The 17,356-nt window shown below is 63.7% G+C and carries 28 protein-coding genes, 1 tRNA gene and 1 pseudogene; 9 read left to right on the plus strand and 21 right to left on the minus strand.

The features are described from left to right. Positions 1 to 123: 123 nt before the first annotated feature. The 4 genes from K7W42_RS18035 to K7W42_RS18050 are packed head-to-tail and all read right to left on the minus strand — an operon-like array spanning position 124 to position 2,052. Positions 124 to 897, minus strand: coding sequence for a RusA family crossover junction endodeoxyribonuclease (locus tag K7W42_RS18035; RefSeq protein ID WP_224576373.1), 774 nt, complete (start codon positions 895 to 897; stop codon positions 124 to 126). Continuing rightward, the gene (locus K7W42_RS18040) at positions 837 to 1,043 is read right to left on the minus strand and encodes a hypothetical protein (protein ID WP_224576374.1); all 207 of its coding nucleotides are present in this window, start codon (positions 1,041 to 1,043) and stop codon (positions 837 to 839) included. The genes K7W42_RS18035 and K7W42_RS18040 overlap by 61 nt, the downstream gene beginning before the upstream one ends. Then, the gene (locus K7W42_RS18045; protein ID WP_224576375.1) at positions 1,043 to 1,294 is read right to left on the minus strand and encodes a hypothetical protein; all 252 of its coding nucleotides are present in this window, start codon (positions 1,292 to 1,294) and stop codon (positions 1,043 to 1,045) included. Before K7W42_RS18045 ends, K7W42_RS18040 begins: the two co-directional genes overlap by 1 nt. Beyond that, positions 1,294 to 2,052 (minus strand): hypothetical protein, encoded by a 759-nt coding sequence (locus K7W42_RS18050; protein WP_224576376.1) that lies wholly within the window; start codon positions 2,050 to 2,052, stop codon positions 1,294 to 1,296. Before K7W42_RS18050 ends, K7W42_RS18045 begins: the two co-directional genes overlap by 1 nt. A 54-nt stretch (positions 2,053 to 2,106) precedes the next feature. Here K7W42_RS18050 and K7W42_RS18055 point away from each other — a divergent pair, with 54 nt between their 5' ends. After that, the gene (locus K7W42_RS18055; protein WP_224576377.1) at positions 2,107 to 2,277 is read left to right on the plus strand and encodes a hypothetical protein; all 171 of its coding nucleotides are present in this window, start codon (positions 2,107 to 2,109) and stop codon (positions 2,275 to 2,277) included. A 2-nt stretch (positions 2,278 to 2,279) separates the two neighbouring features. On the opposite strand, the gene K7W42_RS18060 is transcribed toward K7W42_RS18055, so the two are convergent. Genes K7W42_RS18060 through K7W42_RS18070 form a run of 3 tightly spaced genes read right to left on the minus strand, consistent with a single transcriptional unit; the run spans position 2,280 to position 3,648 of the window. Next, on the minus strand, positions 2,280 to 2,825 hold the full coding sequence (locus tag K7W42_RS18060; protein WP_224576379.1) for a hypothetical protein: 546 nt from the start codon (positions 2,823 to 2,825) through the stop codon (positions 2,280 to 2,282). Continuing rightward, positions 2,822 to 3,358: a hypothetical protein gene (locus K7W42_RS18065; protein WP_224576381.1), complete on the minus strand. Its 537-nt coding sequence runs from the start codon at positions 3,356 to 3,358 to the stop codon at positions 2,822 to 2,824. Before K7W42_RS18065 ends, K7W42_RS18060 begins: the two co-directional genes overlap by 4 nt. Then, positions 3,355 to 3,648, minus strand: coding sequence for a MarR family transcriptional regulator (locus tag K7W42_RS18070; RefSeq protein ID WP_224576383.1), 294 nt, complete (start codon positions 3,646 to 3,648; stop codon positions 3,355 to 3,357). Before K7W42_RS18070 ends, K7W42_RS18065 begins: the two co-directional genes overlap by 4 nt. Between K7W42_RS18070 and K7W42_RS18075 the strand changes: the two genes are divergently transcribed. Next, positions 3,634 to 3,885 (plus strand): hypothetical protein, encoded by a 252-nt coding sequence (locus K7W42_RS18075; RefSeq protein WP_224576385.1) that lies wholly within the window; start codon positions 3,634 to 3,636, stop codon positions 3,883 to 3,885. The genes K7W42_RS18070 and K7W42_RS18075 overlap by 15 nt on opposite strands. A 61-nt stretch (positions 3,886 to 3,946) precedes the next feature. On the opposite strand, the gene K7W42_RS18080 is transcribed toward K7W42_RS18075, so the two are convergent. From K7W42_RS18080 to K7W42_RS18135, 12 genes are read right to left on the minus strand one after another with little or no spacing between them, the layout of a single operon-like run. Further along, a complete protein-coding gene (locus K7W42_RS18080) occupies positions 3,947 to 4,780 on the minus strand; it encodes a hypothetical protein (protein ID WP_224576387.1) in 834 nt (277 codons plus the stop codon). A 40-nt stretch (positions 4,781 to 4,820) separates the two neighbouring features. Further along, on the minus strand, positions 4,821 to 6,134 hold the full coding sequence (locus tag K7W42_RS18085) for a replicative DNA helicase (protein WP_224576389.1): 1,314 nt from the start codon (positions 6,132 to 6,134) through the stop codon (positions 4,821 to 4,823). Beyond that, complete coding sequence (locus K7W42_RS18090; RefSeq protein ID WP_224576391.1) at positions 6,131 to 7,189, minus strand: helix-turn-helix domain-containing protein; 1,059 nt, start codon at positions 7,187 to 7,189, stop codon at positions 6,131 to 6,133. The genes K7W42_RS18085 and K7W42_RS18090 overlap by 4 nt, the downstream gene beginning before the upstream one ends. Beyond that, positions 7,186 to 8,043 (minus strand): DNA adenine methylase, encoded by an 858-nt coding sequence (locus tag K7W42_RS18095; RefSeq protein ID WP_224576393.1) that lies wholly within the window; start codon positions 8,041 to 8,043, stop codon positions 7,186 to 7,188. The genes K7W42_RS18090 and K7W42_RS18095 overlap by 4 nt, the downstream gene beginning before the upstream one ends. Next, positions 8,040 to 8,300: a hypothetical protein gene (locus K7W42_RS18100; RefSeq protein ID WP_224576395.1), complete on the minus strand. Its 261-nt coding sequence runs from the start codon at positions 8,298 to 8,300 to the stop codon at positions 8,040 to 8,042. The genes K7W42_RS18095 and K7W42_RS18100 overlap by 4 nt, the downstream gene beginning before the upstream one ends. Beyond that, positions 8,300 to 9,373 carry a recombinase family protein gene (locus K7W42_RS18105; protein ID WP_224576397.1) on the minus strand — a complete coding sequence of 358 codons (1,074 nt, stop codon included), beginning with the start codon at positions 9,371 to 9,373 and terminating at the stop codon, positions 8,300 to 8,302. Before K7W42_RS18105 ends, K7W42_RS18100 begins: the two co-directional genes overlap by 1 nt. Continuing rightward, positions 9,370 to 9,594: a hypothetical protein gene (locus K7W42_RS18110; RefSeq protein ID WP_224576399.1), complete on the minus strand. Its 225-nt coding sequence runs from the start codon at positions 9,592 to 9,594 to the stop codon at positions 9,370 to 9,372. The genes K7W42_RS18105 and K7W42_RS18110 overlap by 4 nt, the downstream gene beginning before the upstream one ends. Next, positions 9,591 to 9,764, minus strand: a complete 174-nt coding sequence (locus K7W42_RS18115) for a hypothetical protein (RefSeq protein WP_224576401.1) — start codon at positions 9,762 to 9,764, stop codon at positions 9,591 to 9,593. The genes K7W42_RS18110 and K7W42_RS18115 overlap by 4 nt, the downstream gene beginning before the upstream one ends. Continuing rightward, entirely contained in the window at positions 9,761 to 10,009 is a 249-nt protein-coding gene (locus K7W42_RS18120; RefSeq protein WP_224576403.1) for a hypothetical protein, read from the minus strand. The genes K7W42_RS18115 and K7W42_RS18120 overlap by 4 nt, the downstream gene beginning before the upstream one ends. Then, the gene (locus K7W42_RS18125; RefSeq protein WP_224576405.1) at positions 10,006 to 10,341 is read right to left on the minus strand and encodes a hypothetical protein; all 336 of its coding nucleotides are present in this window, start codon (positions 10,339 to 10,341) and stop codon (positions 10,006 to 10,008) included. The genes K7W42_RS18120 and K7W42_RS18125 overlap by 4 nt, the downstream gene beginning before the upstream one ends. 53 nt (positions 10,342 to 10,394) lie before the next feature. Continuing rightward, entirely contained in the window at positions 10,395 to 10,667 is a 273-nt protein-coding gene (locus tag K7W42_RS18130) for an excisionase family DNA-binding protein (protein WP_224576407.1), read from the minus strand. Then, on the minus strand, positions 10,664 to 10,906 hold the full coding sequence (locus tag K7W42_RS18135; protein ID WP_224576408.1) for a helix-turn-helix domain-containing protein: 243 nt from the start codon (positions 10,904 to 10,906) through the stop codon (positions 10,664 to 10,666). Before K7W42_RS18135 ends, K7W42_RS18130 begins: the two co-directional genes overlap by 4 nt. A 123-nt stretch (positions 10,907 to 11,029) precedes the next feature. On the opposite strand from K7W42_RS18135, the pseudogene K7W42_RS23325 reads away from it, so the two are divergent. The 6 genes and pseudogenes from K7W42_RS23325 to K7W42_RS18165 all read left to right on the plus strand — a co-directional run. After that, positions 11,030 to 11,236: pseudogene (locus K7W42_RS23325) on the plus strand (helix-turn-helix domain-containing protein); the annotation flags it as partial. Positions 11,237 to 11,296: 60 nt separating this feature from the next. Further along, a complete protein-coding gene (locus K7W42_RS18145; RefSeq protein WP_224576468.1) occupies positions 11,297 to 11,704 on the plus strand; it encodes a S24 family peptidase in 408 nt (135 codons plus the stop codon). Positions 11,705 to 11,719: 15 nt separating this feature from the next. Then, on the plus strand, positions 11,720 to 12,187 hold the full coding sequence (locus K7W42_RS18150) for a S24 family peptidase (RefSeq protein WP_224576409.1): 468 nt from the start codon (positions 11,720 to 11,722) through the stop codon (positions 12,185 to 12,187). 54 nt (positions 12,188 to 12,241) lie between these two features. Further along, the gene (locus tag K7W42_RS18155) at positions 12,242 to 12,850 is read left to right on the plus strand and encodes a hypothetical protein (protein ID WP_224576410.1); all 609 of its coding nucleotides are present in this window, start codon (positions 12,242 to 12,244) and stop codon (positions 12,848 to 12,850) included. Positions 12,851 to 12,957: 107 nt separating this feature from the next. Further along, positions 12,958 to 13,671 (plus strand): hypothetical protein, encoded by a 714-nt coding sequence (locus tag K7W42_RS18160; protein WP_224576411.1) that lies wholly within the window; start codon positions 12,958 to 12,960, stop codon positions 13,669 to 13,671. A 42-nt stretch (positions 13,672 to 13,713) separates the two neighbouring features. Then, positions 13,714 to 14,934 (plus strand): tyrosine-type recombinase/integrase, encoded by a 1,221-nt coding sequence (locus K7W42_RS18165; protein ID WP_224576412.1) that lies wholly within the window; start codon positions 13,714 to 13,716, stop codon positions 14,932 to 14,934. A gap of 113 nt (positions 14,935 to 15,047) precedes the next feature. On the opposite strand, the gene K7W42_RS18170 is transcribed toward K7W42_RS18165, so the two are convergent. Together K7W42_RS18170 and ffh are read right to left on the minus strand one after the other, a co-directional pair. Beyond that, positions 15,048 to 15,123, minus strand: a tRNA-Lys gene (locus K7W42_RS18170). Positions 15,124 to 15,202: 79 nt separating this feature from the next. Continuing rightward, positions 15,203 to 16,543: a signal recognition particle protein gene (gene ffh, locus K7W42_RS18175; protein ID WP_224576413.1), complete on the minus strand. Its 1,341-nt coding sequence runs from the start codon at positions 16,541 to 16,543 to the stop codon at positions 15,203 to 15,205. 67 nt (positions 16,544 to 16,610) lie between these two features. On the opposite strand from ffh, the gene K7W42_RS18180 reads away from it, so the two are divergent. Continuing rightward, positions 16,611 to 17,351 (plus strand): hypothetical protein, encoded by a 741-nt coding sequence (locus K7W42_RS18180; protein WP_224576414.1) that lies wholly within the window; start codon positions 16,611 to 16,613, stop codon positions 17,349 to 17,351. Positions 17,352 to 17,356: the final 5 nt, after the last annotated feature.

Raw genomic sequence — 17,356 nt, forward strand, 5'->3', positions numbered from 1 at the left:
CATCCACGGTGGCGACCTTGTGACCCTGAGCCTTCAGACGCTGGACTAGGACGGTGTGCGCCGCGTGGGCAGGGGACGCCGAATTGACGCGAGTGGGCGGGCCTTCAGAACGTGTGGGCTGTCTCACGGCGGGCCTCCAAACAGGGTGCTGGTGAGGGGCGTGATGGTGACCTGCACCTGGCCGCCGGGCACCACCGGCCCGCGCGTCACACGTAACTCGTCGATCAGCGAGTCATCCGCCCAGACCCCGGCGTGCGTCAGGGCGTCTTCCAGCGCTTTGGGCAGGTTGCTGAGGTCACGGGCGCGGCGATCTGGCACGCAGGCATGGAGGTGCAGCGCGAGACGGGCGCCGGGCGGCGTGGTGGGGCTGTTCAGGGCGCGGATCACGTCCCGCACGGCGCGGCGGTACTTCCGCCCTTCCAAGCTCAGCAGGATGCGGGCGGCCCAGGGTGGCGCACCGGGCTTCTTCGGCTTGCAGGGCACCAAGGCCGCGCGCCAGATGCTGTTGAGGGACGGTGGGAAGGGCAGCGTGAAGGTCAGAACAGAATCCGCAGGGCTGATTTGGGGTGTTCGCGCTGACTCAAACGTGCGTATTGCTTGACTCAAAGCCGGGTTTTGCGCAGTTTGTGAGAGCAGCGGAGGTGGACTAGTTTTGGACACCTGCGACTGAACTAGTCCATTAACCTGTTTTTCTTGCGCTGGGACGTGGGCAACGGGTGGACTACTTTTCAGCCCTTCTGCTTCCAGGCCCAGCTTCGCCCGCGTGGCTTCGCGCAGGGCCAGGTCAGGAATGCGGGCCAGATAGGTCTCCGCTGCCTGTCGGGTCGGGAAGGGGTTCACGCCGTCACCTTCCGCAGAACACCGCTGGGCACGATGGCGGTGTGTCCGTCTGGCCATTCCACCAGCACGTTGCCGATCACGCCGGGCCGGGGCACGGTCACCACAGTGCAACTGGTGCCGCGCCGGCTGTCGTCACCCTTGCCCAGCTTCGGGCCGTACCGATAGGCCTCACCCACCGTCAGCCAGCGGTACTTGGTGGCCATCAACCCTCACCTCCAGCGATGACGGCTAGGCGAGGAATCACAACTTCCCGTTCCCGGCCAGTGCTGGGATTGCGCACACGGACCTCCGTGAACCCCTTCCGGGCCTGAAGGTGCAGCGCACGGGTAATCTGGAGACTTTCCCGCACGGTGTCCGCGAGGCTGCCGTACTGGCCTTCCTCTGTCATTTGCTTCAGGGTTCTGAGGCTCCGGTCATCGAACGTAAACACCACGCGCTTGGACTTGATACCCATCAGCCCTTCACCTCTTCCACGAGGTTCAGCACGGCTTTCTTCAGCCAGTCCGCCGGCTCCCCATACGCCACCGTCGCGTGCGTCTCGGTGTCCACGATCAGCGCCTGCACCTTCGGATTCCCACTCGCATCCTGCTTGCCGACGATCCGCAGCTCCTGAGTTGGCGTGAGGTGCTGGGCCACGTAATCCATGACCCAATCCGTCCAGCCGCCGCGCCCATTGCTCCTGGCCTGCAGCTTGCTCTCCTCGATGTGCTGCTGCTGACGTTGCAGCCGTTCATGCGTGCCGGTGGTGACGTTCTCGGCGATGGCGGCTGCGCGCTGCTCGCCGGTCAGGGTGTGCAGCGGCACTTCAGCGCCCGTGTCGGGGTGCTGCACCGTGGCGTGCGCATCAATGCTGGCCGCCACTTCTGCCGCCGCCTTGACCTGACTCGTGCTGGGCTTCTCGCTACCCGTGGCCGTCTTCAAGTACTGGGCCACCGCGATGACCTTCTCAGGCTCCAGTTCCCCGATCACTTTGGCGGCCTCTTTCAGGTCACGGGCCTGCCGTTCGTTCTCGGGATGTAAACCAATGGTTGACAGGGTGTGCGTGGTTTCGGCGGCGTCCATCAGCTGCTGGGCGCGCTGGCGAGACCAACCCCAGACCTGCTCGCAGTAGTCACCGAAGGTGCGGTGCCCGGCGCGGTACAGGCGCTGGTCCCGGATGGTCAGCAGAGCTTCACCCACGGTCACGAAGCCTTGCCAGCCGCCTTGAATCACGCCCTCCAACTGGGTTAAGTGCTGCTGCTCTTGGGCGCTCAGCGACAATGGGGTATGGACGCCGATTTCTGGCCGCGCAATCTGCTTGCCCTCGCTGTGCTGCTGCCCTTCATCGCTTGGCTGGAGCGGTTCCCGCTGTCCCGGTGGCAACGCTTTGCCTTGCAGCTGGCCGTGGCGATTGTCGCGCTGGTCCTGTGGGATCTGGTCAAGCTCGTGTTGCCCTGACATCAGCCCTCACCCTCCGGCGCGGGCTGGGGCTGGGCGGGGAGGGCGGCCAACCATGCGCGGACACGCTGGTGTGTGTGTCCACCACGGCCACCGTACTGAATCAGCGTTGTCTGCGTGTCGTGCAACAGGTCAATGGCCTCGCCCAGCAGCGCCTCCGCCCCTGCTGCGGGGGCCTGCTGGTGGTCTCGCAAAGGGGAGTTCTCTACACCGCCCTCAGCACAAAAACGCCTCAGCGTGGCCCACACGTCAGCATCCACGGCCTTACCGTGTTCTTGGCGGTACTGGCAACGGTTGGCCATCAGCAAGACGTTCCTCAGTGCTTTCTGCGCCTGCACCTCTGCGGCGGCGGGGGCCGGAGTGGCCAGCACCTCTCTCAACTCCTGGGCGCAGATACGGAAGATGTCTGCACCCCCTTCCCACCGCGCTGCCGCCTCTGCCTGGGCTGCTGTGGCCCGTGCATCCCGTTGATCGGCACTCGCCTCCCAACGGCCCAGCAGCGCCTCAATTTCGGCCTTTTTCGGGGTCATCTCGTCATTGCTCGTCATGCGGCGGTCCTCGCTTTCCAGGCGGCACGCACCTGGTCCAGCGCTTCGGGTTGCAGCTGCCACAGGCCCTGGGCGCCACGGTGCGGAATGGGGACGGGCAGCGTCAGCAGGTCAGCCATGCGCCAGTGGTACTGGCCCTCAGCGGCCCACTTGCTGGGGTCGTTTTGTGTCACCTCGGCCAACCGGGCGACGGCCACGATGCCGGTGGGGCAGAAGGGCCGCGTGTTCTCGACAGTGGGCTCGGGGCTGACGCCGCGCATTATCTGCGGCTGGTAGTAGTGGCCAAAGTCCGGCAACTCGACGCCGGGAATGAGGCCCAGGTCCTGCATCCACTCCAGGGCGTGGGCAATCTCGTCGAGGTACTCGTCGTCCGATTTGCGGGGCAGGGCGCCGCCGTGCAGGGCGAGGTACATGCCCACCTGACCGCCCATGCGCGAGGGGTGCCACTTCCGGTTCTCGACGTCCTTACCGTGCAGGAACGCCCAGACCCAGGGGTGGCGCAGGGTAATGCCGCGAAGCACTGCGCGGGTCATGCGGCGGTCCAGGGCGCCGGGCTGACCAGGCGGCAGGTGCGGGTGTGCCGGTTGTGTACGCCCACCCGCACCGCGTCCACCCGCTCACTGGTCAGCAGGGCCAGGGTTTCCAGGCGGGCCACCGCCTTGCTGACCGTGCCACAGGCCAAGCCCGTGACGCGGGCGAGACCATTCAGGCTCTGGGCCGGCTGGGAGTAGACCGCGCTGAACACCTGGCGCTGCGTGCGGGTCAAAGTAGGCAAGGCCAGTGCGGGCTGGTCCTGTACAGTCGGCGCATGACGAGCGTGCATGACAGACCGAAACTGCTCCGTGCACTTGGCCTCGCGCTGGTGGTTATTGCGGTTGGTCTGAAGCTGGCTGATTTGGTGCAGACCACGGCCTATCTCGCCTTGGCGACGATAGGGATAGGGGTGGTGATGGGCGCCGAGTTGTGGAAGGTATGGATGCAGCAAAGAACCTGGCGAGCAGTCTTCTTGGAACTGCTGGGCATCCTGCTGGTCTTGGGCCTGATGTTCTGGCTGCTGTAGTCGGGCGTTCTTCGTCATGGGATTCACCTGGGGCGGCCCGATCAGCCGCCCCGTTCCTCGGTCAGTCAGCAGCGGGGTCGGTGTCGGGCAGCTCAAACGGCAGATCTTCACCAGGCGCTTTGGGTTCCAGCACCACGCGGGGCGGCACCGGCCCGGCGTCGGTGGTCGGCTCAGCAGCGGGCACGGCCAGGCCCAGCAGGGCGCGCACCTCGCCTTCCACCTGGGGCCAGTACTCGGCCAGCAGCGCACGCCACTCCGCCGCGTCCTGATCGTTGGTGCTGTTGGGGTCACTCCACTCGCCGGGGTCACGGCCGATCTGTTGCAGCAGCTGGCTGAGCTGCCCGAAGCCCAGCTGGGCCAGCAGCGCTTCGGGGGTGCCCATTTCTTGGGTGTTTTCTTGGATGTTGGAGGCTTCCTGTTCAACGGGAAACAGTGGTTCCTGGCCTTCCAGCGCGATGTTCTTCAACTCGTCCTGGATCTGGGTTTCGGTCTGCTCTTCCAACGTGGGCTGGTTACTGACCGTGCATTCCAGGCAGTTCGTGCTGTTCACCACCAGATCAGTGCTGAGCCCCGACTGCTCCAGGTCGCTCATCATCACGCGGGTGGTGCACACCACGGCACCATCCGCGTCAATCGTGATGTTGCCGCGCAGCACCACGGGCACGTCCACGCTGGGTAGATGGGTGCCATCTATGCGGGGCGTGACTTCCAGACGCAGCTTCCCGCCTTCCTGGGCTGCACCTTTCAGCGTGGGGATGTGCTCCAGCGTGAACTTGCGTTCAGCGCGGACACCCTGCGAAAAGGCCCATTTGAAATCCACAACACGGCCGCTGTCCTTATCAGTCTTGATGTTCGCCGTGATGAAGCTGAGGCCGAAGATGCCGTAGGTCTGCATGCGGTACTCCTTCCCTGGCCCACCGGCCAGGCGGTGGGGGTTAGAGAAGGGCGGGATTGCGGTTGAGATTGCCGAACCGCACGTACTCACTGCTGAACGACAACCGCACGGTGCCCACTGGGCCACTGCGCTGCTTGGCCACGATGACCTCGGCAATCCCTTGCTGGTCGGTTTCCTTGTTGTAGTACTCGTCCCGGTAGATGAACATCACCGTGTCCGCGTCCTGCTCAATGGCGCCGGACTCGCGCAGGTCGCTCAGCATCGGCCGGTGATTCGGGCGCATCTCGACCGCGCGGCTCAGCTGGCTGAGGACCACGATGGGAATTTCCAATTCCATCGCCAACTTCTTCAGGCTGCGCGAGATGGCGCTGACCTCCTGCACGCGGTTTTCGTTGCCGCCTTTGCCCGACTCGATCAGCTGGAGGTAGTCGATCAGCAGCAGGTCCAACTGCCCGGCCTGCCGGAGCTGGCGAGCGTCCCGCGCGATGCTGGCGCCGGTCTGGTCGGTGGCCTCGAAATAGGTGATGGGCAGAGCCCGCATCCGGCTGGCCTGAACTCGCAGGCGTTCGCGGTCCATCGCTGAGGTGGTGCGCTGACGGATGGCGTGGAGGTCCACCCCGGCGGCGGTGGCGAGGGCCCGCAGGGCCAGCGCCTTGGCAGGCATTTCCAGACTCGCCACACCCACATGGCCACCGTTGCGGGCCGTGTGCAGCCCGAAGCTGTACCCCAGAGCGGTCTTGCCCATGGCCGGGCGCGCGGCCAGCACGTACAGCGCCCCAGGCTCAAAGCCCAGGATCTGATCGTCCAGATCGGAGAAGCCGGTGCTTAGCGCGTTTGGGGCCGTGCTCTCAATGTCGGCCAGGGCGGCGTCAATGGCCTGCGCGTGCGTGGTGAAACCCTGTTTCCGGCGGTCTTCCAGCGCGCCACCGATCTGGGAGACCAGCGCCGCCAGTTCTTCCGCGCTGAGGTCACCTTCCGTGGCGTGATGAATGGCCTGATGACTGCGGCGGATGGTCTCTCGGCGGCCGTGCAAGCGGCGCAACTCAGCGGCGTAGTGCTCCGCGTAAAAGCCCGTGGTCTCGGCGGTCATGACCCCGGCCAGAAACGCGGCGTTGACCAGATGGCCCCGGCCGCTCTCCACAGCGCGGCCCAGAATCAGCCCAGCATCGTCCAGCGGTTGCCCAGCGGCGTGCAGGTCATGGAATAGGCCGGCCAGTTCCTTGGTCGCCGGGTTATGCCAGGCGTCCGGGGCCAGCGGCGCCAGAAAGGCCCAGGCTTCGGGGTCCACTAGCACGCTAGCCAGCGCCTGGCGTTCCAGGTCGTGGTTCTGGGGCAGGGGGCGCGGCGCGGTCACGAGAGGACCTCCAGCGTTTTGACCTGGCCTAGCGGCACGTCGGGGAAGTCAGGGTGGTCGGTAGCGATGCCCCGGCTCAGCACGGCCAGCACAGTGGCTTCGCTGCCGTCCGGGTACCGGACCCGCTGCCCAACAGCGAGGGTTGGGCGCTCTGGGGTAGCCGTGGTCTGCCCGTTCTGGCCTGCGTTCGGGTCGAATTGCATCCGCTTGCGAAGGGCGCCCCAGGGGTGGCTAAAGCTGCCGCTCTGAATCAGGTCCACAGCGTTGTGGCGCAGCACTTCGGCTTGCCCGGCGCCAATCCATTCGGCCCAGACGAGGACCTGCGCTTCCTGCGTGACCTGGGCCAGGCGGTTCAGGCGCACCCAGTCGCGCCACACCGGCAACAGCCCGGCGGCGCTGATCGAGTCCATCGCGGCGCGGTACGGCGAGCGCGCGGCGGCCGGCGGAACCTGTTTCAAACCATCGGCGTTCACGTTGTCTCCGTTGTGGTGAGCGTTTTTTGACTGATCCTGTGAGGGCGAAACCATTTGGGCCTCGCCAGAGGCCGCGCCGTCAGGCGCCTGCCCGGCCTGGGGTTGCTCCGGCCCTTCACCAACACCACCCGGCGAAACCTGGGTCAGGTCCGGCCCGGCTTCCAGCTCGCCCGCGCCGTTGTTGTTGGTAGAAAACGTAGAACTCAATAAGGAATAAGGATCTTGTTCTATGGGCGTCAAAATGTCGCCCGGCTTTTCCCGATAGGGCGTCAAATTGTCGCCCCCGGAAACACGGCGTTTTCCAGGCGTGAACGCGGGGCGGAAGCCGCAGAGCTGAATCTCGTCCAGCTCCTGCCGGCCCTCGTCATCCCAGTGCTTTGTGCGGGCGATCAGGCCGCTGTCTTCCAGCTGCTGCAGGTGGCGCTGAACGGTCTTGACGCTGCCTTCGGTCATGGCCGCCAGGTGGGTCTGCGGCACGCGGCAGACCCCGTGGGCGTCCGCGAAGTTAGCCAGGGCTACGAGGACGGCTTTGGCCTTGCCGGCTTTCTGATTCCAGGCCCAGACGGTGGCATGGGCGCTCACAGATCCACCTCTTCGCCCAGATCCCAAGCCAGGGAGGCTTGCGCGCCCCGGAGGCGCCGCCAAGCCACATCGTTCAGCCACAGCACCTCTTCGCGGTGCCCATTGCTCTGCGCCCGCGCCGTCGTGCTCACCGGGTGCCAGCCCACCAGCGTCTCGTCGTACAGCGCGCTGGGGTAGCCGCTCAGCACCACGGCCCCGAGGTGGCCCTGCAGAGTCGCCAGCAGTTCGGCGTGTTGCGCCTGCCCCTTCATCTCGCAGTCGTACAGCGTGCCGCCCGTACGGGTCTCACCCAGGTAAGGCGGATCCACGTACAGCAGCGTGTCGCGCTTGTTCACGCGGCGAATCAGCTTGCAGGCGTCCATGTTGCTGATCTGGACGTGGGCGAGGCGCTCAGCCGCAAAGAGGATTCGGTCCGGCAGACTCTGCCAGGCGGTCATCGGCGTTTGCTGGTCCACGCCCCGGAAGCGCCACCCACTGCGGTGGGCCACCGCGCGTTTCCCATAGGCCTGCCAGGTCACGGTCACGATCAGGCGGGCCCGTTCTAAGTCGCTGAGCCCTTCAGGTTGCTTGAGGGCGTGGTGTGCGGCCAGGTATTCGTCTTTCGCCCAGGGCGTCAAGGCCAGCAGATCGGCCAGCGCCTGGGGCTGCTCGCGCAGGACCTTGAACAGCAGCACCACGTTGCCGTCCAGGTCGTTGATGATCTCCAGCGGCGCGGCCTCTTTGTTGAAAAACACGCCGCCAGAACCGAAGTAAGGTTCCACGTAAACCTTGTGCGGTGGCAGGTGTCCGATGACCCAGTCCGCGACACGCCATTTGGAGCCCGGCCAGCGCAGGACAGGTGCAAGCACACTCATGCCATGCCCCGGAGGATGACGAAGTGCCAGAGGCGGTCCACATCACTGGGCCAGCGCAGGTGGGCGAGTTGCAAGGCGCGGGCCAGCTGCTCGATCTCCTCGTCGGTCATGCAGGCCAGACCGTGCGCGCGGGCCTGCCCCACCGCTTCCAGGGGCGCGCCCACGCAGGGCTGCTGGTGGATGGCCCGGAACTCAGCGGCCGTCGCCGGGAACCAGGCGTCAACCACTGGTTGCAGTGGGTCAACAGAAGCCGTCATTAGAACGGCGCTCCACTGAACTGTTCCTGCGCGGCTTTGACTTTGGCTGCGCGCTGCTCTGGGCTGAGGTGGCTGATGGCATTCAGCAGCCAGGTGGCCTCGGCTTCGCTGAGCTGCTTGGTGCTGACCGGCCCGGTGTGCTGGAGCAGGTGGCCCCAGACCATCGCCCGCACCGCACTGGTGTCGGCCCCCATCCCCTTCGCGGCGGCCTGTAGCTGCCCGATCTGGGCGGCCGTCGCCATCGGCTCGGCATCGGTTTGGGCGGCAGGCTGCTGGGCTTCCGATTGAGTCTGAGCAGGCTGTGCGTCCGTCTTCGGAGCGTGCTTCAGGCCCAGGGCTTTCAGGTCCGCGTGGCAGGCGCGGGCCGCGTCCAGATCCGCGCGCCAGTTGTACGTGTCGAGGATGCTTTGCACCTCAGCGGCCGGTGCTACTTTGCGCACCCGGTCCGTCATGTCCCCGATGCTGCTGGCCCAGCGTTGCAGCAGTTCCTCTTTGGGGGCAGGTTGCTGAGCGGGCACGGTGTGTGCGGGCGTCCCGGCGGCTTCTTGCACCTCGCGGGTCACATCAGTGCGCCGGCCCTGATCCACCTGAGCCGTCTCACGCTGGGCCTCTTCGTCCCAGCGCTCTTCCTGGGCGCACAGAGCCACATCAAACGCGCGGCGCATTGCCATGACCTCAGCCACCTTCACGGCCATCTCTGGGCCGTAGTCCTTGGCAATCTGGCCCGACTTCGGGTAGCGCCCGATGTACGTGAAGGGGCGGCCCATGTCCTTGCGGTACACGCTGACCTTCGCAGTGAAGTGGGTCTGGTCGCTGCCCTGGTCCAGCACTTCCATGCCGTCAAACACCCCGGAACGGTGCGCCACATGCAGCAGGCCATCACGGGTCACGTACAGGCGACCTTTGATGAGCAGGGCGTGTTTCAGGATGGGATCAAGGTCGTACTTCTGGCAGACCAGCAGCAGCGCCTGGGTGGCGGGGTCATTGGGATTCAGGCCTAGGTGCCGCATCACGGCGCCCTGGTCGAAGGTCGAGAGCATCAGGTTGGCGGTGGTCTTCTCAATGGCCGTCATGCCCGGCTCCCAGCGCGCACCGTGACTACGCCGTCATCTCCACGGACAGCGGCGCGGGCCTCCAGGGCGCGGGTCAGGTGGCCAGCGCGCAGGAAGGTCCCGCCCCGGCGGCGCTCAGCGGTGCTGGCTTCGGGTTCTGGCGTGGGGGCCACGTCCGGCAGGTTGTAGGCGGCGTAGGCCAGCAGCAGGGCCAGCACGATGGCAGCGGCAGCAATCGTCATTTCAGAACCTCCAGGGGCAACATGCGGGGACCAGCGCGCTCTTCACGTGGCGCGGCAGGCAGGGGCTGGCCAGCTTGGCGGGCTCGGTACTGGGCGACGGCTTGGTCCACTACGGCTTGCATCGCCTTGCGCTTGTACTCGGCGTTGTCCATCCGCAGGGCGCCGTTCATGCGGCGCCGCCTTCGCGCAGGAGCGCCCGTCCCAGCAGCACGGCCTCTTCCCGGCTCAGCGCGAAACTGACCACGCACTCCAAACCCAGCGCCTGTACGGACAGCGCTTCACCCTCCACTTCGGCCAGCGAGCCGCGCACCACCAAACAAATCGGCGTCTTGTCGCTGGCCACGATTTCCAGGGCAATGTCGCTCAGTACAGCTTCGTGCCGGTCATAGGCCCAGCCGGTCTTGGGCGAGGTCATGCCGCGCCGCCCTGGACCGTCAGGGGCTGGAAGGGCACCGTCTGCGGGTGGGCAGGCTTCACAGCGGAACGAATCTCCTTGAGGTCCCAGTGCCCGCAGACCGTGCCCTGGCCGTCCGTATCCGCGTTGCAGGGGCCGCCCACCGCGTAAACGCTGTGCAGGGTGCCGCACTGCTCACAGCGCAGGCCGGTCACACCAGCGGCCTTCAGGTCCATCACAAGCTGGCGGTGGCGCTGATCGGCGCGGTGGTCGCGCTGCTGCTCACGGCGCAGCTGGCCAGGGGTCAGGGTCAGGTCGAGTCCGGCGTTGGGGTTCGTGTTACTGTGCGTCATAAGGGTTTCTCCTTCCGCGCCGACTTCCGAGGGTCAGGGCGCGGTTTTTCGTTTCAGCGCTGGTTGCCCGCGCGCTGCCCACGCCCACGAGGGGCGGTCAGGGTGATGGGAATGGAGATGGCCTGCGGGGTGCTGGCTTTCAGGGCGCGCACCTTCCAGGCCTCGTACTCACTGCGCGGGACGCGGAACTGCCGGCCCACGCGCAGGCTTCTGATCTCGCCGGTTTCCAGCAGGCGGTAGACGTGGTCCCGGCCCAGCTGGGTTAGGGCGCGCAAGTCATCCACGGTCAGCAGGTCAGCGTCGAGGTGGGGGGCAGGGGAGGTCATGCAGGCACCTGCTCAGCGACTTTTAGAGTTTCATGACTAGACTCAGACAAAAAAAGAGCTTCGATAGAGACGTCCAAAGCCTTGGCAATGGGATGGGCGATACTCAGCAGTGTGTCCTTCACAGCGTTCTGTTCGTGCTTGCGTATTACATCTACGTGCACGCTGGCTTTGTCCGCCAACTCCTGTTGCGTCCACCCCCTGCTATCCCGCAAACTCTTCAGATTTTTGAGGCTAGTCATACAGGTGATTATAGAGTTCTGCGACTAGTAATGCAAGCCTAGTTAGGCGTGAAGGTTTTGCAAGTCAGGAAACTCTAAGCCTAGTCTTGGCGTACTAGCCCCGAAATGCTAGCCACCATGACTATGACCCAACCTCGAACACGACTAAAACCGCGCGACATACCGGCGTGGGCCACCGCGCTGCGAATACGTCGTACACAGTTAGGTCTCTCTCAAGAGGGCGTAGCAGACGCCTCGGAAGATGGCATTTCTCAAAAAGCCGTATCTGACTTAGAGACGGGACGTGTCCACCTCACCGATATGGCTCTAGGTCGAGTTATCGCTCTAGCTCGAGCACTGAAATGGTCAATGGTTGAGCTGCAAAGAGCAACAGGCGTTGACTTAGGCATTATGGACGCCACCCTGATCGGGGAAGGCACCGCCGACGTGTACCCGCTCACGGCCGCCCTGACGCCAGACAACCCCGGCGCCGCCCTTGACCACGACGTGGTGGCCCCAGGCATCAAGAAGCCCCTGCTCCTGCAAGCCGACACAGACGAGATGCACGGGACCAGCCCCGCCAGCATCCGCCCTGGCAGCGTCCTACACGTTGACCGCTCTGAAACCTCCCCTCAAGAGGGCTTGGTGTACGTCATCACGGACCATGAGGGCGCCCATGTCCGCCTTTACACCCCCACCCGCCTCGGTCCTGTGTTTCGAGCAGAGAACCGGCAGTACGAAGACGTTCCAGCCGCTGAAGCCCAGATCATTGGCCGCGTCGTATCCGTGGCCAGCGATTACAACCCGAACCTGAATTGAGGTGGAGAAACACTGATGCAAACGTATTTTTTGGCTCGTCGTTATGCCCCCAGCAAAGCCACTCTCGTCGGTTCCGTTAGCGCTGGAACGCTACTCGATCCCAACCCCTTCACCAGTCGCAAGCGCTTCAACATCCCGGTGCCTTTCCGCCGATTCGAGATGTTCGTGCTGCAGGTAGATGGCGACAGCATGACGCTGCCAGATGGCACGGGGCTAACCCACGGCGCCTATGTACTCGTGAACCGCCGGGAGATTCTGACTGAGCGTGGCTATGTGTTTGCATTCCGCCTGGCGGACGGCACCCACGTGGTGAAGCGCCTGCAGCTGTTCAATGGACGCCCGGCCATGTGGAGCGATAACACGGAGTACGAGCCAGTACAGCTAACCAGCAGCGTGCGTAACTGTGGGCACGTGTATGCCATGAGCCTGGATGGGGTGGCTTGGACATCGACAGGCTACCGGGGAACAGGGCGAGCCTCATAGACGTGGTGGCCCTGAGCCGGAAGAAGGTCCAGTTCCTGTAGGGGAGGGGAGTCCGTGGCCCACCACGTTCTGGAAATGTATGACTGTCTCGACGACTCTGGCTGGCGCCGGCTGTTCGAGCAGAACGACGTTGAGCCACAGTTCAGCCGACACGGTGAGGCCAGAAGCATCCTCTGCATCACCTGGAACAGCAGCGAGGTCCAGCTGCACGTCATCTTCCAGATGGTGGACAGCATCCTGAGACTGGCCAAGGCGCAATGCACCCTTTACACCAACGTGATTGAGCCGCCCTACCGGATGCAGCCAGACATCCTCGATCACGGCGAGATCTTTCACCAGTGGTGGCGTGGCCGCTTTCAAAACCTTCTGCTCTGGCCTGAAGGGGATGACCTCCCTGAAGCCCTCCGGCAAGCCGTGGTGCGCCTTTTTGTGGAAGGCCGCATCCATGAGTGGCCCGCCATCGTGCCCCAGGAAAATGGGCTGACCCTGCAAGTGATCATTGACCCCGCATGGCGGTCTCGCCGCGAGCAGGACTGCATCTGCGACACGTTAGAAGCACACAGCACGCCTGACCATGCTGTGCGCGTGGCGTTTGTTGCCCCGAAGCAGTCGCCGTACTTCCCCTGGGTCAAACGTCCAACCAATGAAGAGTCCAAGAGATAGTCCTGGCGCAAGCCAGGACTAGGGCCGGAAGTTCCTCATTTACGCCTCGTTTATCCGCCAGCCTCGCTATGGCGGCACCCGAACACATTCTACTCTGAGGGGAAAATATGGATATTGATGATCAGAGAGCGATTGAGGCTAATTTCGGCAGGGAGATCTTCTTTCAAGCTCAAGCGGCACTTGTGTTTCATGAAGGCATGATGCAGTTTTTAGAATCGGCAGATTTTAGCAATAATAACTTTACAACAGATCTTGACAATGAGCTGACTAATGCAGAAACAGTTCGTATCTACTTGGAAGCGCTCGTGAATCACTCTGCTGCTTTGTCGCGAATTTTCTTCTCTTCAAAAAATCTTGCACGCTCACAGCATCTTCGGGACTTATACGATGTTGCCGACGACTCTCCTATTTCCAAGCGCGATCTTAGAAATGCATTTCAGCACCATGACGAACGGATTGATGCATCTGGTAAGCGAATGAAGAAATTAGGTGAAGAGGCTTATCCTCAGAGATTGACATATTACATAGTTGATAGCGCTGGAAATTTCAAAGTTCAATGGCATAACGGCGAAATCGACTTTCCTGATGCGGTTTCTTTGATTGAAGAGCTGAAACGATTAATCGAGAAGGCTATACAGGTTCTTAAATTAAAAGAGGCACAACCTCCTCAATTCGAGCAAGACCCCTTACCCAAGGGGCACTTTATGTACCTCGAACAAGGGACTGAGGTGATCACTCACGAGCAATACCTCAAACAGACTGGGCAAGACCCAAACATGCCGTATCCTTCCCGCCCTTTAGGGGATGATCGCACCACCTAAATACAAGAAAATCAGTTTTCCCCTTACTGAAAAGGACTATCCATGCCCGCACGAAAATCAAACGGCGAGGGCAGCCTTCGCCTTCGCCCAGACGGCAAATGGGAGCTGCGCGCCACCCTCGAAGATGCCACTGGCCAGAAGCGCCGCATCAGCCTCTACGGCAGCACCCGCAAAGAAGTCACCGCCAAACGCGACGCCCTGAAAAGTGACGAAGCGGCCGGCGTCCTGGCCGCCCCCAACCGCCACACCCTGGAAACCTATCTCACCGCCTGGCTGGACCACGTTCAGCAGGAACTCAAGCCCACCAGCCACCAGAGCTACAAGTACCTCGTGGACCAGCATTTGGTTCCCCGAATTGGCCAGGTGCAGCTGCTCAAGCTGGCCCCCCTGCACGTCGAGGGCCTGATGTCCGGCATGCTGCGCGACGGCCTGAGTCCCCGTACGGCCGGGTACGCCCGCGCCGTGCTGCGCCGCGCATTGCAGCAGGCCCTGCGCTGGGGGCTCGTGGGCCGCAACGTGGCCCAGAACGTGGCCCCACCCCGCAAGACCCAGCAGGAAATGCAGGCATGGACCCCAGAGCAGGCTGCCAAGTTTCTGGAGACGGCCCAGGGTGACGCTCTGCATCCCCTGTTCTACTTGGCCCTGATGACCGGGCTGCGCCGCGGCGAACTGCTGGGCCTGCGGTGGCAGGACGTGGACGAGGCGGAGGGGAAGCTGCACATCCGGCAGAACCTGGTCATCGTGAACCACCGCCCGCAGTTCATTGATCCCAAGACCGCCCGCAGCCGCCGGAGCGTGCATGTCGCCGCTGAGACGATGGCCGTGCTGGGCCACCAGAGAGGGCATGTCGTGGCCATGAAAGGGAAGGCGGGGGCCCGCTGGGAAGATCATGACCTGGTCTTCCCCAGCAGTGTGGGCACGCCGCTGGGCACCTACACCCTGAACCGGACGTGGTGGGGCCTGATCAAGCAGGCGGAGCTGCCGCGCATCCGCTTCCATGACCTGCGCCACACCTACGCCAGTCTGGCCCTGGCCCAGAAGATCAGTCCCAAGGTGGTCAGTGAGCGGCTGGGCCATGCCAACGTGGCGTTCACGCTCCAGACCTACGCCCATGTGTATGAAGAGGAGCACCGGGCGGCGGCGCTGGATAGCTCTCAGCTGCTGGCCCCTCGGAGTCAACCTGCTCCGATTAAGGCCAAGCCAGTGGCGGCTGCCGCTCGCCGGCCAGCAGTCAAAACAGTGCGGCGCCGCAAACTGGGGTAAGTGTGCGGGCAAAAAAGCTATTGGGGTAAAACTGGCGTATTGCCGGGAAAAGACAGGACTGGGCAGGAAGTAGGGGAGACGAAGAAACCCCGCGCTGGGCGGGGCTTTTGTTCTGGTGGGACGTGTAGGACTTGAACCTACAACCCGCTGATTAAAAGTCAGCTGCTCTACCGATTGAGCTAACGTCCCACACCGCTGCACCCGCACGAGGCGCGTTCTTCAGCGGGAGTGAGTATACGGAGGTCGGCCAGACCTGTCAACGCCCCGCTTAGCGCTTGAGGTTCGGCGGCACGTTGGGGAGACGCGGCGGCTTCATGCCTTTGCCGCCAGGGCCCGTCATGCGGCCCAGCATCTTCATCATGTCCTTCATCTGCTCGTGCATTTTTAGCAGCTTGTTGATGTCCTGAACAGTGTGACCACTGCCGGCCGCAATGCGCTTGCGGCGGCGCCCGTCAATCAGCTTGGGGTTGCGCCGCTCTTTGAGGGTCATGCTGGAGATCATGGCGTCAATGCGCTGAATCTGCTTTTCATCCACATTGAAGCCTTCAGGCAGTGCGCGGCTCATGCCGGGAATCAGTTTTAGCAAGTCGCCCAGTGGCCCCATCTTGCGAATCTGGCGCAGCTGGGTCAGCAAGTCTTCCAGGTCAAAATCGCCCGGCTTCTTGACCTCCATGGCCTTCAGGTCGGCCTGCTGAGCACGCTCGATGAGGCCCAGCACATCGCCCATGCCCAGGATGCGCCCGGCGACCCGGTCAGGGTAAAAAGGTTCCAGCCCCGTCAGCTTCTCGCTGGTCCCCGCAAAGTAAATGGGCTTGCCCGTCACGCTGCGCGCTGAGAGGGCCGCTCCGCCGCGCGCGTCGCCGTCCATCTTCGTGACCACCAAGCCCGTCACCGTGACGCGCTGATCAAAGGTCTGGGCCACGTTCAGGGCTTCCTGACCCGTCATGGCGTCGACCACCAGCAGCGACTCAGTGGGCTGCATGGCCGCTTGCAGGTCGGCCAGCTGGTCCATCAGGGCCTCGTCAATCTGCAGGCGGCCGGCGGTGTCCACAATCACGAGGTCGCGGAAATCGGTTTTCAGGTGATCGTCTACCCGGCGTTTGGTTTCACTGGGGGTCTCGCCGTCGGCCACCTTCAGAATCGGGACCCCCACCTGCCGGGCCAGCACTTCCAGCTGATCACGCGCTGCCGGGCGCTGGGTGTCGGCCGCCACCAGCAGGACGCGCCGGCCCTTGCTCTTGTAGTGGGCGGCCAGTTTGCCCGTGCTGGTCGTCTTGCCGGCCCCCTGCAGGCCCACCATGAACCACACGTTCCCCTCGGTCTTCAGCTCGGGCTGCGCCGCCTTGCCCCCCAGGGTTTCAATCAGCTCGTCGTGCACCAACTTCACGACCGTCTGCCCGGCATTCAGGCTGCCCATGACTTCCTGGCCCACAGCCTTTTCGCTGACCTTGGCCACAAAATCCTTGGCCACGCTGAAGTTCACGTCGGCTTCCAGCAGGGCCATCCGGATTTCGCGCATGGCGGCTTTCACCTGCGCCTCGGTCAGCTGGCGCTCTTTGCCCACCCGGTCCAGAATGTCCTGCAACTTGTTGCCCAGGGACTCAAACATGTTGCGAGGCTACCACGCAGGGCAAACAGGCAAAGGTGTCGCCGCCGCGTCCAGTAGGGTGCGGGGCATGTGGAAAAAGGTGGGGGTAGGGTTGGCGCTGGTGGGGCTGAGTGCCTGCACGCTGTTGCCCGACCGGGAAGCGGAGGAGCGGGCAATGTGGATGGCCACCTATCAGCAGCAGGAGGCGCAGGGGCAGAGGTACGCCAAAGCCTTTGAGCCGCTGCCTTTTGAGTTTCGGGGCGTGCGGTGGCGGGTCTGTGAACCTGGGCGCACCTGCGAGGTCAGTGTGGTGTCTGGCTCGGGGACGGCCACCGAGCCGCAGTTGCGGGCTGCTTTGCGCCTGGCTGGTCTTGAGCCGCCCACCACTGGTTTTGAAGTGACGCGCGCCCCTGCCTTTCCGGTTTCGCAGGCTCAGACAGGGCCGCTGCGCGCTGAAGTGCGTATGCCGAGAACAGCGCAAATGGGCCAGATGCTGACTCTCGCCGTCACCCTGCACAACGAAACGCGGCGGTCAGTGTCACTCTTTTCCGGGGAGCGGCCACTGAACGCCGTCATTCACGACGCACGCGGCGAAGCGGTGCGCTGGTACACCTCTGACCTGATTTCCCCTATGGAGTTCGGTCAGGTCTGTCCAACTGGTCCATGTCACTGGGACCGTCTTCAGTTGAATGCCCCCCTTGACCGCTTCAACCGCTGGCTGCCGCTGCCGCCCGGCGAGTACACCGTCACCGTCCGAATGACGCGCGTGTTCGCTGACGAGCAGGAACTCAACCTCACCTTCCCGCCGCAGTCGCTGACCATCCGCTAGCGTGC

The sequence above is a fragment of the Deinococcus betulae genome (assembly GCF_020166395.1).
GTDB lineage: Bacteria > Deinococcota > Deinococci > Deinococcales > Deinococcaceae > Deinococcus > Deinococcus betulae.

Bases quoted from the DNA above. Each gene is read 5' to 3' on its own strand.
- K7W42_RS18035 (WP_224576373.1), bottom strand. From the start codon at position 897: ATGGCCAGACGGACACACCGCCATCGTGCCCAGCGGTGTTCTGCGGAA.
- K7W42_RS18040 (WP_224576374.1), bottom strand. From the start codon at position 1,043: ATGGCCACCAAGTACCGCTGGCTGACGGTGGGTGAGGCCTATCGGTAC.
- K7W42_RS18045 (WP_224576375.1), bottom strand. From the start codon at position 1,294: ATGGGTATCAAGTCCAAGCGCGTGGTGTTTACGTTCGATGACCGGAGC.
- K7W42_RS18055 (WP_224576377.1), top strand. From the start codon at position 2,107: ATGGACGCCGATTTCTGGCCGCGCAATCTGCTTGCCCTCGCTGTGCTG.
- K7W42_RS18060 (WP_224576379.1), bottom strand. From the start codon at position 2,825: ATGACGAGCAATGACGAGATGACCCCGAAAAAGGCCGAAATTGAGGCG.
- K7W42_RS18065 (WP_224576381.1), bottom strand. From the start codon at position 3,358: ATGACCCGCGCAGTGCTTCGCGGCATTACCCTGCGCCACCCCTGGGTC.
- K7W42_RS18075 (WP_224576385.1), top strand. From the start codon at position 3,634: ATGACGAGCGTGCATGACAGACCGAAACTGCTCCGTGCACTTGGCCTC.
- K7W42_RS18070 (WP_224576383.1), bottom strand. From the start codon at position 3,648: ATGCACGCTCGTCATGCGCCGACTGTACAGGACCAGCCCGCACTGGCC.
- K7W42_RS18080 (WP_224576387.1), bottom strand. From the start codon at position 4,780: ATGCAGACCTACGGCATCTTCGGCCTCAGCTTCATCACGGCGAACATC.
- K7W42_RS18095 (WP_224576393.1), bottom strand. From the start codon at position 8,043: ATGAGTGTGCTTGCACCTGTCCTGCGCTGGCCGGGCTCCAAATGGCGT.
- K7W42_RS18100 (WP_224576395.1), bottom strand. From the start codon at position 8,300: ATGACGGCTTCTGTTGACCCACTGCAACCAGTGGTTGACGCCTGGTTC.
- K7W42_RS18105 (WP_224576397.1), bottom strand. From the start codon at position 9,373: ATGACGGCCATTGAGAAGACCACCGCCAACCTGATGCTCTCGACCTTC.
- K7W42_RS18110 (WP_224576399.1), bottom strand. From the start codon at position 9,594: ATGACGATTGCTGCCGCTGCCATCGTGCTGGCCCTGCTGCTGGCCTAC.
- K7W42_RS18115 (WP_224576401.1), bottom strand. From the start codon at position 9,764: ATGAACGGCGCCCTGCGGATGGACAACGCCGAGTACAAGCGCAAGGCG.
- K7W42_RS18120 (WP_224576403.1), bottom strand. From the start codon at position 10,009: ATGACCTCGCCCAAGACCGGCTGGGCCTATGACCGGCACGAAGCTGTA.
- K7W42_RS18125 (WP_224576405.1), bottom strand. From the start codon at position 10,341: ATGACGCACAGTAACACGAACCCCAACGCCGGACTCGACCTGACCCTG.
- K7W42_RS18130 (WP_224576407.1), bottom strand. From the start codon at position 10,667: ATGACCTCCCCTGCCCCCCACCTCGACGCTGACCTGCTGACCGTGGAT.
- K7W42_RS18135 (WP_224576408.1), bottom strand. From the start codon at position 10,906: ATGACTAGCCTCAAAAATCTGAAGAGTTTGCGGGATAGCAGGGGGTGG.
- K7W42_RS18145 (WP_224576468.1), top strand. From the start codon at position 11,297: ATGGACGCCACCCTGATCGGGGAAGGCACCGCCGACGTGTACCCGCTC.
- K7W42_RS18150 (WP_224576409.1), top strand. From the start codon at position 11,720: ATGCAAACGTATTTTTTGGCTCGTCGTTATGCCCCCAGCAAAGCCACT.
- K7W42_RS18160 (WP_224576411.1), top strand. From the start codon at position 12,958: ATGGATATTGATGATCAGAGAGCGATTGAGGCTAATTTCGGCAGGGAG.
- K7W42_RS18165 (WP_224576412.1), top strand. From the start codon at position 13,714: ATGCCCGCACGAAAATCAAACGGCGAGGGCAGCCTTCGCCTTCGCCCA.
- ffh (WP_224576413.1), bottom strand. From the start codon at position 16,543: ATGTTTGAGTCCCTGGGCAACAAGTTGCAGGACATTCTGGACCGGGTG.
- K7W42_RS18180 (WP_224576414.1), top strand. From the start codon at position 16,611: ATGTGGAAAAAGGTGGGGGTAGGGTTGGCGCTGGTGGGGCTGAGTGCC.